Annotated in this window: 13 protein-coding genes; 5 read left to right on the forward strand and 8 right to left on the reverse strand. The window is 62.4% G+C overall.

The annotated features are described in order from the left end of the window. The first annotated feature begins 40 nt into the window (after positions 1 to 40). From ASG68_RS23545 to trxA, 4 genes are all read left to right on the forward strand, one after another. Positions 41 to 787, forward strand: a complete 747-nt coding sequence (locus ASG68_RS23545; RefSeq protein ID WP_062586493.1) for a nucleotidyltransferase family protein — start codon at positions 41 to 43, stop codon at positions 785 to 787. Next, complete coding sequence (gene addB / locus ASG68_RS23550; RefSeq protein ID WP_062585949.1) at positions 784 to 3969, forward strand: double-strand break repair protein AddB; 3186 nt, start codon at positions 784 to 786, stop codon at positions 3967 to 3969. The genes ASG68_RS23545 and addB overlap by 4 nt, the downstream gene beginning before the upstream one ends. After that, positions 3959 to 7522, forward strand: coding sequence for a double-strand break repair helicase AddA (addA, locus tag ASG68_RS23555; protein WP_062585950.1), 3564 nt, complete (start codon positions 3959 to 3961; stop codon positions 7520 to 7522). The genes addB and addA overlap by 11 nt, the downstream gene beginning before the upstream one ends. An 89-nt stretch (positions 7523 to 7611) precedes the next feature. Then, the gene (gene trxA, locus ASG68_RS23560) at positions 7612 to 7935 is read left to right on the forward strand and encodes a thioredoxin (RefSeq protein WP_062586495.1); all 324 of its coding nucleotides are present in this window, start codon (positions 7612 to 7614) and stop codon (positions 7933 to 7935) included. 68 nt (positions 7936 to 8003) lie between these two features. Here trxA and ASG68_RS23565 read toward each other — a convergent pair whose 3' ends face one another. From ASG68_RS23565 to ASG68_RS23585, 5 genes are all read right to left on the reverse strand, one after another. Further along, entirely contained in the window at positions 8004 to 9350 is a 1347-nt protein-coding gene (locus ASG68_RS23565) for a bifunctional folylpolyglutamate synthase/dihydrofolate synthase (protein ID WP_062585952.1), read from the reverse strand. 97 nt (positions 9351 to 9447) lie between these two features. Continuing rightward, positions 9448 to 10368: an acetyl-CoA carboxylase, carboxyltransferase subunit beta gene (accD, locus tag ASG68_RS23570; RefSeq protein WP_062585954.1), complete on the reverse strand. Its 921-nt coding sequence runs from the start codon at positions 10366 to 10368 to the stop codon at positions 9448 to 9450. Positions 10369 to 10418: 50 nt separating this feature from the next. Beyond that, positions 10419 to 11258: a tryptophan synthase subunit alpha gene (gene trpA, locus ASG68_RS23575; RefSeq protein ID WP_062585956.1), complete on the reverse strand. Its 840-nt coding sequence runs from the start codon at positions 11256 to 11258 to the stop codon at positions 10419 to 10421. Between the two features lie 4 nt (positions 11259 to 11262). After that, entirely contained in the window at positions 11263 to 12483 is a 1221-nt protein-coding gene (gene trpB, locus ASG68_RS23580) for a tryptophan synthase subunit beta (RefSeq protein WP_062585958.1), read from the reverse strand. After that, positions 12480 to 13163 (reverse strand): phosphoribosylanthranilate isomerase, encoded by a 684-nt coding sequence (locus ASG68_RS23585; protein ID WP_062585960.1) that lies wholly within the window; start codon positions 13161 to 13163, stop codon positions 12480 to 12482. Before ASG68_RS23585 ends, trpB begins: the two co-directional genes overlap by 4 nt. 132 nt (positions 13164 to 13295) lie before the next feature. Between ASG68_RS23585 and ASG68_RS23590 the strand changes: the two genes are divergently transcribed. Continuing rightward, positions 13296 to 13496 (forward strand): YqaE/Pmp3 family membrane protein, encoded by a 201-nt coding sequence (locus ASG68_RS23590; RefSeq protein ID WP_062585962.1) that lies wholly within the window; start codon positions 13296 to 13298, stop codon positions 13494 to 13496. Positions 13497 to 13502: 6 nt separating this feature from the next. Here ASG68_RS23590 and ASG68_RS23595 read toward each other — a convergent pair whose 3' ends face one another. The 3 genes from ASG68_RS23595 to phaZ form a co-directional block, all read right to left on the reverse strand. Further along, on the reverse strand, positions 13503 to 14261 hold the full coding sequence (locus ASG68_RS23595; protein ID WP_062585964.1) for a M48 family metallopeptidase: 759 nt from the start codon (positions 14259 to 14261) through the stop codon (positions 13503 to 13505). 123 nt (positions 14262 to 14384) lie between these two features. Further along, positions 14385 to 14807, reverse strand: a complete 423-nt coding sequence (locus ASG68_RS23600) for a DUF2852 domain-containing protein (protein WP_062585966.1) — start codon at positions 14805 to 14807, stop codon at positions 14385 to 14387. A gap of 146 nt (positions 14808 to 14953) precedes the next feature. Beyond that, positions 14954 to 16228 carry a polyhydroxyalkanoate depolymerase gene (phaZ, locus tag ASG68_RS23605; protein ID WP_062585968.1) on the reverse strand — a complete coding sequence of 425 codons (1275 nt, stop codon included), beginning with the start codon at positions 16226 to 16228 and terminating at the stop codon, positions 14954 to 14956. Positions 16229 to 16262: the final 34 nt, after the last annotated feature.

Genomic DNA, 16262 nt, shown 5'->3' on the forward strand with positions numbered 1-16262 from the left:
CGAATCACCGGTTGAGAAATCAGTGGATCCCGTGCTGCCCATGCCCATCCATTTAAGGCCTATCAAAAACGCCATGGTGCTTGCCGCAGGGCTCGGCACCCGCCTGCGCCCCATCACCGATACCATGCCGAAACCGCTGGTCAGGATCGCGGGCAAGCCGATGATCGATTATGTGCTGGACCTTCTTCAAGTTGCCGGCGTGGAAACGGCCGTAGTGAATGTCCATCACTTCGCCGACCAGATGGAAGCGCATCTTTCGGAACGGAAGAGCCCGAAGATCGTCCTTTCCGACGAGCGGGAGGCCCTGATGAATTCCGGCGGCGGCCTTGCCAAGGGGCTGAAGCTGCTGGACGACGGGCCGGTTCTGGTCATGAACGCCGATCTCTTCTGGGTCGGCGAACAGCCGGGCGTTCCATCCAACTTATCGCGTCTCGCCTCCTTCTTTGATCCAGAGACGATGGATATGGCCCTGCTCTGCGTGCGCAACGAGGATACGACGGGCCATAATGGCAAGCTGGACTTTTCGCTGGGCGAAGATGGAAGGCTGTCCCGTTACCGCGAGGGCATGCCGAGCCCGGTGGTCTACGCCGGCGCGATCGCCATGCATAGCCGGCTCTTCGACGATGCCCCGACCGACGCCTTCAACCTCAATATCTATTTCGACCGGGCGATCGCGCAAAACCGGCTTTTCGGCATCGTGCTCTCCGGTCACTGGATGACCGTCGGCACGCCGGAGGCGATCGGCGAGGCCGAGGATGCCATTCGCCGGCTTGGCAGCGGGGCATGACGGACGCCGTCTCCAACGTCTTCACCATTCCGCCCGGCCGTCCCTTCCTGCGGACGCTGGTCGAAAAGCTGTGTTCTGGCGCGCTTGTTCCCGGCTTTCGCTATGACACTGCCGATCCGCTGTCTCTGGCCGGTGTCACCATTTTCGTGCCGACACGGCGATCGGCCCGCGTGTTGCGTTCGGAACTGGTGGATTATCTCGGCGGCCGCTCGGCAATCCTGCCGATGATCCGTGCGCTCGGCGAAACCGATGACGATAGCGGCTTCTTCGATGCAGAAATCCCGGCAATCCTCGATCTCGCCCCGCCATTGCCCAATGTCGCGCGGCTGATCGAGCTTGGCCGGCTGATCCTCGCCTGGCGCAACCGGTTGCCGCAGGCCGTGCTCGACGTGCATTCGGAAAGCCCGCTGATCGCGCCAGCCAGTCCGGCGGATGCGATCTGGCTGGCGCGCAATCTCTCCGAGATCATCGATGCGATGGAAACGGAGGAATTGGGTTGGGATGCGCTAAAAAAGCTCGACGATAGAGAGCATGCCCTCTGGTGGGAGCTGACGTCGGCCTTCCTTCAGATCGCCAGCGCCTATTGGCCCGACCGGCTGGAGGAATTGAAGCAATCCTCGCCGGCCCGCCACCGCAATGCCATTCTCGAGGCGGAAGCGCAGCGTATCGCCAGCGGCAAGGTTCCCGGGCCGATCATCATTGCCGGCTCGACCGGCTCCATTCCCGCCACGGCCAAGCTGATCGCCGCCGTGCAGAAGCTCGAAAACGGAACCATCGTGCTGCCCGGCCTCGACCAGACGATGAGCGATGCGGAATGGGTGATGATCGCGCCGGAGGCGGTTACGGGATTTGGCGATTCCGCCAGCCGAAGCCACCCGCAATACGGCTTCTTCCGCCTCCTGAAGACCATGGGCATTGCCCGCCATGCCGTCGTGCCGCTCGGTTCCGGTGATTCGGACCTCGCCTATCGCGCCGAACTGATCTCGCATGCGCTTCTGCCGGTACAGGCGACCAGCGGCTGGACAAGCCTGCGCAACGATGTCGATCCTGTACGTTTGACGGATGCCTTTGCCGATGCCGCGTTGATCGAAACCGCCAACGAGCGCGAGGAAGCGACCGCCATCGCCATTGCGCTGAGGCTCGCCCTGCAGGGCAGCGAGGAAAGCCAGGCAGCGCTGATCACGCCCGATCGCGACCTCGCCCGCCGTGTGGCGAGTGAACTGCTACGCTTCGGCATTGAGGCCGATGATTCCGCCGGCACACCATTGTCGGCCACCGGCCCCGGCAGCCTCGTGCGCCTGCTGCTTGAAGCCAGCCTTCGCCCGGGCGATCCCGTTGCCATCACCGCGCTTCTCAAGCATCCCCTTGCCCGCTTCGGCCTCGACATAGCGTCGATGCACCAAGCGGCCACGACGCTGGAACTGATGGCGCTGCGTGGCGGAACCGGCAGTGCCGACATATCCGAACTGGAAGCATTGCTTGACGAGGCGCTGCAACGCGAAGTCGGCAAGAAGCACCTGCCGGAATGGCGCGGCCAGTTGGATGAGCAGGCGATCGAACAGGCCCGCGACCTTTCCCGGCGGATCGCTGCCTCGGTCGAACCCTTGGCCGGCACGCTGGTGCGCCATCACAGGTCTGGACGCGGCCTCACCGCCGCGCTCACCCTCTCCGAATGGGCCGAAAAGACCGGCCGCGCGCTGGAAGCGGTGGCGGTCGACGAGAATGGCAGCCTCGCCGGGCTGTGGTTGGGGGAAGCCGGCGAAGCGCTGGCGAACCTGCTGCGCGCCGTCATCGATACCGATGGCCAGCTGACCGCCGATGGTCCGCAATGGAGCGATATCGTGGAGGCGCTGTCGGCCAGCGAGGCGATCAAGCCGCGCGCCATGCGCCATCCCCGCGTCTTCATTTTCGGCGCGCTGGAATCGCGTCTGCAGAGCGTCGATCTCGTCGTGCTCGGCGGCCTGAACGAGGGCACATGGCCGGGGCAATCGGCAAACGATCCCTTCCTGTCACGCACGATGAAGACGACGATCGGGCTCGAACCGCCGGAACGTCGCATCGGTCAGCTGGCTCACGACTTCCAGATGGCCTGCGGCACCCGCCGGCTGATCCTCACCCGCGCCATGCGCAAGGGCGCGACGCCGACCGTCGCCTCCCGCTGGCTGCAGCGGCTGCTCGCCGTCGGCGGCAAGGACTTCGCCGCCCGCCTTCGAGACAACGGGCATGATTATCACCAATGGGCCGGCATGCTCGATCAGGGGGTGACCCAGTCTCTCGCCAAGCAGCCAGCACCCAGGCCACCGGCCGAGCAGCAGCCTCGCAGCTATTCCTTCAGCGAGGTCACCCGGCTCAGACGTGACCCATACGCCGTCTATGCACGGCGAATCCTGCGGCTGCAGCCGATCGATCCGTTTAACCGCGATCCGGGTGCGGCCGAGCGCGGCACGCTCTATCACAAGATCGTCGAGCGCTTCGTCCGCGCCAAGCTGGATGCGACTTCACCACAGGCTCAAAAAGAAATGAGCCGGATTCTGGGCGAAGCCTTCGATGAGCAGGCCCTGCCCGCCCATATCGATATCGTCTGGCGCCCCCGCTTCGCCGCTGTCGGCAAGGCCTTCATCGACTGGGAAGCCGGCCGGCAGCAGGACGTGCGCAAAAGCTTCACCGAACTCTATGCATCGATGGAGCTCGGCGTCTCCGACATCAAGCTGACCGGGATAGCCGACCGGATCGACATCCTCGGTGACGGCAGCGCCGTGATCGTCGATTACAAGACCGGATCGAGCCCCTCCGTGAATGAAGCACGCGCCCTTCTTGACCCGCAACTGGCGCTGGAGGCCGCGGCGCTCAAGGCCGGGGCCTTCGAGAAGGCCGGCAAACGGCATCCGCAGTCTCTGCTTTACGTCAGATTGAAACCCGGCGAACGATTTGCCGTGCAGGAGGTCAACAACGAGAACGCCAAGGCTCGTGCCAATGTCGAGACCAAATCGGCGGACCAACTGGCGGAGGATTCGCTGAAGGAACTGACCGGCCTTCTCGCCGCCTTGATGAGCGGAAAATATGGTTTCGCCTCGCGATTGATCGTGCAGAAGGAACGCGACTACGGCGGCGAATATGACCATCTGGCCCGGGTTGCCGAATGGGCGACGGCGGATGGGGAGGATGATGCCAATGAGGGATGATGATTTCGGCCCTCTCGAGCCGACGCCGGAAGCCTGGCTCGGCTGGACCTCGGCCAAGCAGGCGCTGGCCTCCGATCCCGCCCGTTCGGCCTGGGTCTCCGCCAATGCCGGCTCCGGCAAGACGCATGTTCTGACCCAGCGTGTCATCCGGCTGTTGCTGTCCGGCTGCCGCCCATCCGCGATCCTGTGCCTGACCTATACCAAGGCGGCGGCATCGGAAATGTCGAACCGCGTCTTCGAGCGACTGGCCGAATGGGTGACGCTGGACGACGACACGCTGGATGACCGCATCGCCGCGATCGAGGGCGAACGGCCGAATCTCATCAAGCGGCAGGAGGCGCGGCGCCTGTTTGCCCGTGCGCTGGAAACACCTGGTGGACTGAAGATCCAGACGATTCACGCCTTCTGCGAAGCCCTGCTTCACCAGTTTCCGCTGGAGGCCAATGTCGCCGGCCATTTCTCCGTCCTCGACGACCGCGCTTCCGCCACGCTTCTCGCCGACGCCCGCCGCGCGCTCCTGACGGCGACTGCGAGCGAGGAGGACCGCGAACTCACCGAAGCCTTCGCGACCGTGCTCGACCTCGCTGATGATACCGGGCTGGAGAAACTTCTGTCAGCGATCGTCGGCCAGCGCACCCCGATCCAGCTCTTTCTCGACGATGCAGCGAACAAGGGCGGGATCGATCCCGCCCTGCGGCTGGCGCTCGGGCTGCGGCCGGATGAGACACACGACACAACCTTAGCCGGATTCTGGCCGCTGCCCGGACTGAACGGCGCGGGACTGGAGCGCTATATCGGCCTTGCCCTTTCGGCCGGTGGCGTGAAGGTCACGGAATTCGCCGAGGGGCTGCGCACTGTTGCCAAACTCCACGATCCGCTGCAGCGTTACAATGCGCTGGTCGATCTGTTCTTCACCGGAACCGGCAAGCCACGGGCCGAGTCCGCCTTTCTGTCCAAATCGATGCGCGACAAGGCGCCGGATCTGGAGGATCTGGTGTTCGCCGCGCGCGACCATATGATCGCCGCAACCGACCGGCTCAATGTCATCGCCATGTTCGAAGCGACAAGGGCTGCGCTGGTGCTCGCCGATCGGCTGAACAGCGATTACGAGGACATCAAGAAAAGCCGCAGCCAGCTGGATTTCGACGACCTGATCAACCGGACGGCGACGCTTCTGGTGCGCGGCGATGTCAGCCGCTGGATCCATTACAAGCTGGACCAGGGCATCGACCACATCCTCGTCGACGAAGCGCAGGATACCAGCCCCGTCCAATGGACGATCATCCAGTCGCTGGCGGAGGATTTCTTTTCCGGCGAGACGGCGCGTGGCGGCAACCGCACAATGTTTGCCGTCGGTGATGAGAAGCAGTCGATCTATTCCTTCCAGGGCGCCCGGCCGGAGCGGTTTTCCAACGAGAGCATCGAGACCGAGCGGCGTGTCTTGAGCGGCGGCAAGGCCTTCAGCCCGATCCGCCTGCAACTGTCCTTCCGCTCCACGGAAGACGTGCTGTCGGCCGTCGATATCGTGTTCGAAAACCCTGTTCATGCAAGGGGTCTGAGTGCGCGCAGCGAAGCGGTCATCCATGCCTCCAACCGCATCGGTCATCCGGGTCTGGTCGAGGTCTGGGATGCGATCGCGCCGGCCGACAGCATTCAGGAAGGGGACTGGACCGCCCCCTTCGACGCCACGCCCGAGGATGCGCCGGCCAATATTCTCGCCCAGCGCATCGCTGCCGTGCTCGCCGACTGGATCGGCAAGGAAACTGTCATCGAAAAGGGTGTCCGGCGGCCGATGCAACCGGGCGACGTGATTGTGCTGGTGCGCAAGCGCGATGCCTTTGTCAACGCGCTGACGCGGGCGCTGAAAACCCGGCGCAACATTCCCGTCGCCGGCGCCGACCGGCTGGTGCTGACCAACCATATCGCCGTTCAGGACCTGATGGCGCTCGGGCGCTTCGTGCTCCTGCCGCAGGATGATCTGTCGCTCGCGGCCCTGCTGAAAAGCCCGCTGTTCAATCTTTCCGAAGACGACATTGCCGAACTGGCGACGGGACGTCCCGCCTCCGTCAGCCTCTGGCAGCGGCTGGGCAACCTCGGGACGGACGAAACCAGCCGATATCACGCCGCGCTCACCGCATTGCGGCGATACCGCGCCCTGTCGCGCAGCCAGCCGGTGCATGATTTCTACGCCGGCATCCTTGGTCATGACGGCGGCCGCGCCGCTTTTCTCGGCCGGCTCGGGAGCGAAGTCAGCGATATCCTCGACGAATTCCTGACCTTCGCGCTCGATCATGAAAAGAACGGCCTGCCTGGTCTTCAGGCCTTCATTTCAGGCCTCGAAATGGAAGCGCCAACCGTCAAGCGGGAGCAGGACAAGGAGCGCAACGAAGTCCGGATCATGACCGTCCATGCGGCCAAGGGTCTGGAGGCGCCTGTCGTCTTTCTCGTCGATGGCGGCGGCAAGGCTTTCAATTCGCAGCATGTGTCCGGCCTGCGGATGATCCGCAGCGACGATCAGCACGACACGGTCCCGCTGCCGGTCTGGCGCCCGCCGGGTGCGGCCTCCAATGCGCTGATCGATGCGGATACCGACCGGCTAAAGACATCAGCGGAAGAGGAATATCGCCGCCTGCTCTATGTCGGCATGACGCGCGCCGCCGACCGGCTGATCGTCTGTGGCTATCAGGGCAAGCGCGCCAATCCCGACAGCTGGCACGCCATGGTAACGGCGAGCCTGTCGGTCGATGAGCGCGGCCGCAGCACGCCGATTACCTTTGCGACCAGTGAGCAGGAATGGACGGGCTATCGCTGGCAGGTCTCGACAAGCGGCCGCGAGCTGAAAACGCAGGAAGGCAAGGAGCAGGCGGACATCCGCCGCCCGGATCTGCCTTCGGCGCTGTCGATCCCTTTGCCGCCCCAACGCCACCTGCCGCGGCCGCTGAGCCCCTCCGGCGCCGGCGCTGTCATCGACGAGGATGAAACAGGTGGGATCGTCGGCTCGGCGCTGTTTTCGCGCAAGATCAGTCCCGGTTCGTCGCTGCTGCGTGGCGCCATCCTGCACCGTTTCTTGCAGGTTTTGCCATCGATCGCACCGGAAGAGCGGCACGCGGCGGCCGAACGCTATCTGCTCCGGTCCGTGCCGCGCTGGCCGGAGGCGGAGCGGCAGGCGTTGATCGCCTCGGTGCTGACTGTCATGCGGCATGCCGATCTGCAAAATCTGTTTGCCGAGACGAGCCGCGCAGAGGTGTCGGTGATGGGCACGCTGAAGCTCGGAAAGCGGGATTTCGCTGTCTCCGGGCGGATCGACCGGCTGGCCGTCACCAGTAACACCGTCATCATCGCCGACTTCAAGACGAACCGCGAAATTCCCGCTTCGGCCGAGGACGTGCCCTTCGTCTACCGGGCGCAGCTCGCCATCTACCGTGCGCTTCTGGCGCCGCTTTACCAGGGTCACCGGTTCCAATGCGTTTTGATCTACACGGAAGGACCGACGGTTCTCACATTGCCGCAGGAGATGCTCGACGGAAGTCTTGTAGACCTCGCGACAAAGTGAGATAGGAATGCATTGAAAAGCTCACGCTCAGCCATCACATGATGGACAACCGTTCGAAGAACGCCGATTTCGAAACCAAGGAGCAGCCTATGGCTACCGTAAAAGTCGATACTTCCAATTTTCAGGACGAAGTCCTGAACGCCTCCGAGCCTGTCATCGTCGATTTCTGGGCCGAATGGTGCGGCCCGTGCAAGATGATCGCTCCAAGCCTGGAAGAAATTTCCAATGAAATGGCCGGCAAGGTCAAGGTCGCCAAGGTCAACATTGACGAAAACCCGGAAATCGCCGCTCAGTACGGCGTGCGCTCGATCCCGACTCTCGCCATGTTCAAGGCTGGCGAAGTGGCCGACATCAAGGTTGGTGCAGCGCCGAAGACGGCCCTGACGACCTGGATTTCCAACGCCGCCGCCTGATCGATCATCAGTATCTTATTAAAAAAGCCCGGGAGACCGGGCTTTTTTGTTGCCTGCGAGAAGGACGGTTATTTCGGCGGTGTGCCATTGTCGGCCAGGACATCGCCGACCAGATAGAGCGATCCACCGATCAGGATGCGCGGCGGCACCGGCTCATCGGCGAAGATTTCGGTGATCGCAGCAAGCGCCTCGGCGACCGTAGACACGGCCGCAACCTCGAAGCCGGCCGAGGCGGCATCATCGGCAAGCGCCACAGCATCGATCCCGGCATCCGACGCGCGGATCGGCACGGTAAAGACCTGTTCGGCCAGCCCCTTGAAGGCGTTGAAGTAACCGACGGGATCCTTGGTGTTGATCATGCCTATGATCAGGAACAACGGCCGCGGCTCGCGTTCCTCCAGATTGGCCATGGTTTCCGCGATCACCTGGCCGGCGCCGGGATTGTGCCCGCCATCGACCCAGATTTCAGCACCCTTCGGCCCGAGCGAAGCCAGTTTGCCCTCGGTCAACCGCTGCAATCGGCCTGGCCATTCGACATTCACGAGGCCAGCCTCGATGGCGCCGTCCGTCAGATCGAAACCGGCTGCCTTCACCGCCCGGATGGCGGCGGCGGCGTTTCCATACTGATGACGGCCCGGCAGGCGCGGCAGCGGCAGGTCGGCGAGGCCGAATTCGTCCTGATATACCAGCCGCCCGAATTCCTCATGCGCCATGAAATCCTGGCCGTAGATGGTCAGCGGGCAGGACAGGCGTTCGGCGATGGAAACGAGCACATCGCGCGCCGTGTCTTCTTCCTGATGACTGATCACCACCGGGCAGCCGCGCTTCATGATCCCGGCCTTTTCGGCGGCAATCAGTTCGACCCGGTCGCCGAGATAGGCCTGATGATCGAGCGAGATCGGCATGATGACGGAAACTGCCGGTTTCCTGATGACATTGGTCGCATCGAAACGACCGCCGAGGCCGACCTCGATGATCGCCACATCCGCCGGATGTTCAGCAAACAGCACGAAGGTAACGGCGGTCAGGATTTCGAAGACGGTAATCTTTTCGCCGGCATTGGCCTCAGCCACCCGCCGGACGGCATCGGCCAGAACCGCATCGCCCACCAGCGCACCACGGCCGCCCTTCTTGCCGAGGCGATAACGCTCATGCCAGTTGACGAGGTGCGGCGAGGTGTGGACGTGAACGCTGAGGCCTGCGGCTTCCAGGATCGCGCGGGAAAAGGCGGTGACGGAGCCCTTGCCGTTGGTGCCGGCCACATGGATGACGGGTGGCAGCCGGTCCTGCGGATTGCCGAGACGATCGAGCAGCCGGGTGATCCGGTCGAGCGAGAGATCGAAACCCTTGGGATGAAGCGCCAGGAGCTTGTCGATCTCCTGCCCCGCTTCGGTGACGTTGATTGTCGACATCATGGCTCCTGCAAACCGCTGGTCAAACGCCCATCGGGCGGCCCGGGAGCGTTCCTGTATCGAATGGCACCCCGTCTTGAGGAACGGGGTGCGAATAGGCTCAGATGCTGGCTGCAGCCGCGAGCGGAACAGCCGTAACCGCCGTGGAACCATTCAGCTTGGCAGCGCTGACGGGCTTTTTCATGAGGATTTTCAGGACGCGGGCCAGCATATCGGGAATGTCATGGCGCTTCACGACCATGTCGACCATGCCGTGTTCCATCAGATATTCCGAGGTCTGGAAGCCTTCCGGCAGCTTTTCGCGGATGGTCTGCTCGATGACGCGCTTTCCGGCAAAGCAGATTTCAGCGCCCGGCTCGGCCAGGTGCAGGTCGCCCAGCATGGCGTAGGAGGCTGTCACGCCGCCGGTGGTCGGATTGGTGAGCACGACGATGTAGGGAAGACCGGCTTCCTTGAGCATCTGCACCGCGACAGTCGTGCGCGGCAGCTGCATCAGCGACAGGATGCCTTCCTGCATGCGCGCGCCGCCGGAGGCCGGGAAGATGACCAGCGGGCATTTTTCCTCGATCGCCTTTTCGAAGGCCTTGATGATCGCCTCGCCGGCGGCAATGCCGAGCGAGCCGCCCATGAAGTTGAATTCATGCACGACGCCGACCAGCTTGACACCACGGCAACGGCCGACACCGGCAACGATCGTGTCTTCCAGGTCGGTCTTGGCGCGGCTGTCGCGCAGGCGGTCGACATATTTCTTCGAATCACGGAACTTCAGCGGGTCCTGCGCCACCTTCGGCTGCGGCAAGGCCTCGTAGACGCCATCGTCGAACAAGTCCTTCAACCGCGCCTTGGCCGGCATCTTCATATGAAAGCCGGATGCGGGAATGACCCATTTGTTCTCTTCGAGATCGCGGTGAAACACCATCTCGCCGGTTTCCGGGCATTTGATCCAGAGGTTTTCCGGAACTTCCCGGCGGCCGAGCATCGAGTTGATCTTCGGGCGAACGTAATTGGTGATCCAGTTCAAATCCAAACTCCTGAGTGTCTAGGACCGCTGTTGCCCTATAAAATGGGCAATTATTCGGCCGCAACAAGTCTTGCGGAACGAACACCGGCGGAAAGGGCGCGAACCAGCGTTTCCACGCCCGGCACCGTCGCTCCGGTCGACTGGCCGTCTTCGGTCAGACTGGATGCCACCTGATTGACGATGGCGGTGCCGACGACGACACCATCGGCGGATGCACCGATGGCTTTTGCATGTTCCGCGGTCTTGACGCCGAAGCCGACGCAGACCGGAAGCTTCGTGTGATCCTTGATGCGCTGCACGGCGCCGCCGATCAAGGACGGATCGGGAAGTGCCGATCCGGTAATGCCGTTCATCGAGACATAATAGACGAATCCGGAGGTATTTTCGAGCACCTTCGGCAGGCGCCTATTATCCGTCGTCGGCGTCGCCAGCCGGATGAAGTTGACGTCCTTCTTCAGGGCCGGGATGCACAGTTCGTCATCCATTTCCGGCGGCAGGTCGACGACGATCAGGCCGTCGATGCCGGACGACAGGGCGTCATCGAGAAACCGCTCGACGCCGTAGATGTAGATCGGATTGTAATAGCCCATCAGAACGATCGGCGTATCCTGGTCGTCCTCGCGGAAGCGACGGGCGATTTCGAGTGTCTTGGCGAGAGTCTGTCCGCCCTTCAACGCGCGCTGGCCAGCCAGCTGGATCGCCGGGCCGTCGGCCATCGGATCGGAAAACGGCATGCCGAGCTCGATCACGTCGGATCCGGCCTTCGGCAACGCCTTCATGATGGCGACCGAGGTTTCGAAATCCGGGTCTCCGCCCATGAAATAGGTGACAAGCGCTGGGCGGCCTTCGGCGGCCAGATCGGCAAATCGTTTGTCCATGCGTGCGGTCATGCTCTTAAAGCTCCATACCGAGAATCTTGCCGACCGTGAAAATGTCCTTGTCGCCGCGGCCGGACAGGTTCATCAGGATGATCTCGTCCTTGCCCATCTTAGGCGCGCGCTTGATCACTTCGGCAATACCGTGGGCCGCTTCAAGCGCCGGGATGATGCCTTCGAGGCGGGTCAGTGTCTGGAAGGCTTCCAGAGCTTCGTGGTCCATGATCGGGACATATTCGACCCGGCCGATATCGGCGAGCCAGGAATGTTCCGGCCCGATGCCGGGATAATCGAGACCGGCGGAAATCGAATGGCCTTCCTTGATCTGGCCGTCCTCATCCTGCAGCAGGTAGGTGCGGTTGCCATGCAGGACGCCCGGCGTGCCGGCGGTGATCGAAGCGCAGTGCTCTTCGCCGTCGAGGCCCTTGCCGCCCGCTTCGACGCCGACGATCTTAACCGACTCGTCATCCAGGAAGGGATGGAAGATGCCGATCGCGTTCGAACCGCCACCGACGGCAGCGATCACCAAATCCGGCAGCCGGCCTTCGGCTTCCAGCATCTGCGCACGCGCTTCGGTGCCGATCACAGCCTGGAAATCGCGGACCATTTCCGGATAGGGATGCGGGCCGGCTGCGGTGCCGATCAGGTAATAGGTGTCCTCGACATTGGTGACCCAGTCGCGAAGGGCTTCGTTCATCGCGTCCTTCAGCGTGCCGGAACCGGCCGTCACAGGCTTCACTTCAGCGCCCAAGAGCTTCATGCGGAACACGTTCGGCGCCTGGCGCTGCACGTCGGTGGCGCCCATGTAGACGACGCAGGGCAGGCCGAAGCGGGCAGCGACCGTCGCGGAAGCAACGCCATGCTGGCCGGCGCCGGTCTCGGCGATGATGCGGGTCTTGCCCATGCGCTTGGCCAGCAGGATCTGGCCGATGCAATTGTTGATCTTGTGCGAACCGGTATGGTTCAGCTCTTCGCGCTTGAAATAGATCTTGGCGCCGCCGAGATGCTCGGTCAGGCGTTCGGCAAAATAGAGCGGGCTCGGGCGGCCGATATAATGGGCGCCGAGATCCTTCAGCTCAGCCTGGAATTCCGGATCGGTCTTGGCCTTGTTCCACTCGTCCTGCAGGTCGAGGATCAGCGGCATCAGAGTTTCGGCGACGAAGCGGCCGCCGAAGATGCCGAAACGGCCGTCTTCGTCGGGACCCGTTCTGAACGAATTCGGGGTTGGTGTCTCGTTCACTTGCTTCTCCCTGCCAATACACTCTCCGCCATGTCCGCTTCGGCGCGGGCAATGGCATCGAAGAATTCTTCCATGCGCTTGAGGTCCTTGACCCCCGGCGCGCTTTCGACGCCAGACGAGGTATCCACCGCCGTGGCGCCCGTCAGCGCCAGCGCTTCACCGACATTGTCGGCATTCAAACCACCGGAAAGCATGTAATCCACGCTGTCGTCAAGCGTCTCCAGCAGCCGCCAGTCGAAGGACACGCCGTTGCCGCCCGGCAGGTCCGAACCTTTTGGCGGCTTGGCGTCGAACAGGAAGCGGTCGGCAATGCCGATAAAGGGTTCGATCCGGCGCAGGTCATCGGCATCGCGGATCGATAGCGCCTTGATCACCGGCAGGCCATAGACCGCCTTGATGGTCAGGACACGCTCCGGGCTTTCGCTGCCATGAAGCTGCAGCATGTCGGGGGACATGACGGAGACGATCTCGTCGAGGATATCGCTGTTGGCATCGACGGTGACGGCGACGATCTTCGCCTTGCCGCGAATGCGGTCCGCGAGCCGTCCGGCATCATCCGGCTCGATATTGCGCGGGCTCTTCGGGAAGAAGATGAAGCCGGTATGACTCGCGCCCAGCGCAACCGCCTTGTCGACAGCCTCGGCGGTCTTCAACCCGCAAATTTTCACTTCCGTTTTCATGCACAGCGACCTGCCACGAAATGCCGTCTGAGTCGAGCTAAAACACGGCAAACCTTGACGCGAACGAAGCTTCAGCCATTGCGAGACGGGGACGACGGCCCCATATCGTCTTCAAAGAACACGGAGACGCTCATGCGCCTGATCCTCGCCATCATCCTGCCCTGGCTGCAATTCTTCACCATTGGCCGCCCGATTGCCGGCATCATCTGCCTCATCCTGCAGGTCACGCTGATCGGCTGGATACCGGCTGCAATCTGGTCGGTCTATGCGCTCAGCCAGTACAAGACGGACGAAAAGATTAGAGATGCGCTGGGCAGCCAGTACCGGCGCTGATGTCGATTAGTCGAAATCGATAGCATGCAGCATCGTGCCGTTGCGTTTCAGCCAGCGCTTGGCATCCTCCATGGCCGGGCAAAGCTCTTCGCAGAGATCCCAGAAATCCGGCCCGTGGTTCATCTCGCGCAGATGCGCGACTTCATGGGCGGCGAGATAGTCGATCACCTTCGGCGGCGCCATGACGATGCGCCAGGAAAAGCTCAAGGCGCCATCGGCGGCACAGGAGCCCCAGCGGCTGCGGGTATCCTTGAAACTCAATGACTTGACCTTGCGGCCGACCTTCCGAGCATGGAAGGCCACCAGCCGCTCCAGATCCGTCCGGGCTTCCTTCTTCAGGAAATCCGCGATCCGCCGGCGCAGGTGTTCCTCGGCGCCACTGACGCGCAGCACAGCTTCGTCATCGACGACGACTGCTTCCGTCAGGCCGCGCAGCTTTCCCGTCCGTTCAATCCGGTGCGCGACGCCGCGCAGCAGGATCGTGCCGCCTTCCTCCAGAACGCTCTCGCCGGAAAAGCGCGCAAGCTTCGTCATCAACCATCCCTGATGGCGATCGAGAAAGGCCTTGATCTCACGCTCGGGCAGTCCGGCCGGAATGGTCATCTTCAAGGCCCGGCCACCGGGCTCGATGCGCAGCGTCATCCGTGTCGCCCGCGCATTCTGGCGAATGGTCAGCGGCATGACCTTTCCGGCGACATCGATCGTCCGCTTCACCGGCGGTGGCGGCGATTTGGGCTGGCGCGGCTTTCGAAGCAGGGAAAACATAGGGATGTGATAACCGATTCGCTTGAAGAACGCATGATCCGCAGGAGTTTGCGGCAGTCTCATCAAAAAGAAAAACCGGCATCACGAGGATACCGGTTCTGTTGTTGGGCTGATCCGAACGGATCAGTTGGCCGGGAAGCCCGGCACCGAGCCACCTGAATTGCGATCGCGCATGAAGCGGTCAAAATCTTCCTGGTCCTTGGCTCGGCGAAGCTCGCGGACATATTCGTCGAACTGCTCGCGCATTTCGTCGAGCTTGCGGCGTTCTTCGTCAAGGCGTGCCAGTTCGGCATCGCGCCAATCGTCGAAGGCGACATTGCCGGTGCCGAAGCCAGAGCGACCAAAACCATGGCCCTTGCGCTTGAAGGACGAGCAGAAGCCGTCAACCGTGGCGTTGGCATCCTTCTTGAAACCCTTCAGCCGTTCGCCGAACAGGATATAGGCCAGCATGGCGAGGCCGAGCGGCCAGAAAACCACAAAACCGAGCACCATCATGGCAATGGTCGCGGGCGTCCAGTCCGGACGGATCAATGCAGATTGGTTCATGTTGAGAAGTCCTCGTTCTAAGTGGGCCTCTCCTTCGGGCCCGCTTATTACGAGATGGGAAGAGGCCTGCCGCTCTGCAAGACAATTGTCCGCAAATTCGGTCAAGCCCCTGATATCGATTGATGAAATCGATATAAGTCGGCGGATCAGGCGGTCTTTCCGCCCTTGATCACCCGGCGAACCGGCTTGGCGCCACGGGCATGCTCGCGGTGGAATGCGAGGATGCGCGGTGCGATTTCGCGGCGGAAACGCGATCCGTTGAACACGCCGTAATGGCCGACATCCGGCTGGACGTAATGCTGGCGCATGTTTTCGGGAATGTTGGTGCAGATCGTTTGCGCCGCCTTGGTCTGGCCGACGCCGGAAATATCATCGTTCTCGCCTTCGACCGTCAGCAGCGCCACCTTGCGGATTGCCGTCGTATCGACCTTCTGGCCCCGATGCATCATCTCGCCCTTCGGCAGGGCGTGCTGCATGAACACGACTTCGACGGTCTGCAGGTAGAATTCCGCCGTCAGGTCCATCACCGCCATGTATTCGTCGTAGAAGTCGCGATGCTTTTCGGCGGCATCGCCGTCGTTCTTGACGAGATGTTCGAAGAAATCCTTGGTCGCCGTCAGGTGGCGATCGAGATTCATCGACATGAAGCCGGAAAGCTGCAGGAAGCCCGGATAGACCGGACGCATGAAGCCGAGCTGCGGAAACGGCACCGGCATGACGACATTGTCGCGGAACCACTCGATCGGCTTGTCCTTGGCGAGCTGGTTGACTGCCGTCGGATTGATCCGCGTGTCGATCGGTCCACCCATCAGCGTCATCGACGAGGGCGACAGCGGATCGTCATTGGCTTCCATGAGGGCAACGGCGGCCAAGACCGGCACCGCCGGCTGACAGACGGCGATCACATGCGTGTCCGGCCCGAGGAAATGCAGCATCTGGATGACATAATCGATATAGTCATCGAGGTCGAAATTGCCTTCGGTCAGAGGCACGGTGCGCGCATCGATCCAGTCGGTGATATAGACGTCCGACTGCGGCATCAGCGCTTCAACGGTGCCGCGCAGCAAAGTCGCGTAGTGTCCGGACATCGGCGCGACGATCAGCACTTTCGGATCGGCGGCACGGCCTTTCGGCACGGCGCGCTCGAAATGGATGAGGTTGCAGAAAGGTGCGCGCCAGACGAAACGTTCCTGCACGGGCACTGAAACACCATCGACCAAGGTTTCCGGCAGGCCGAATTCCGGCTTGCCGTAGCGACGAGTCGTCCGCTCGAAGACTTCCAGACCTGCAGCGGCCACGCGACCGGCATAGGTATGGGCAAATGGATTGAGCGGGTTGGCATAGGCAAGCCGCATCGCGTCGGCCGCCGCGCGCCAAGGCGCCATCATCGCATGATTCAATTCGTATAGCTGGTAGAACATTGGAAGCGTTCTCCTTGTTACCCTAGACGACAAC

The organism is Rhizobium sp. Leaf453, assembly GCF_001425605.1.
Lineage (GTDB): Bacteria > Pseudomonadota > Alphaproteobacteria > Rhizobiales > Rhizobiaceae > Pararhizobium.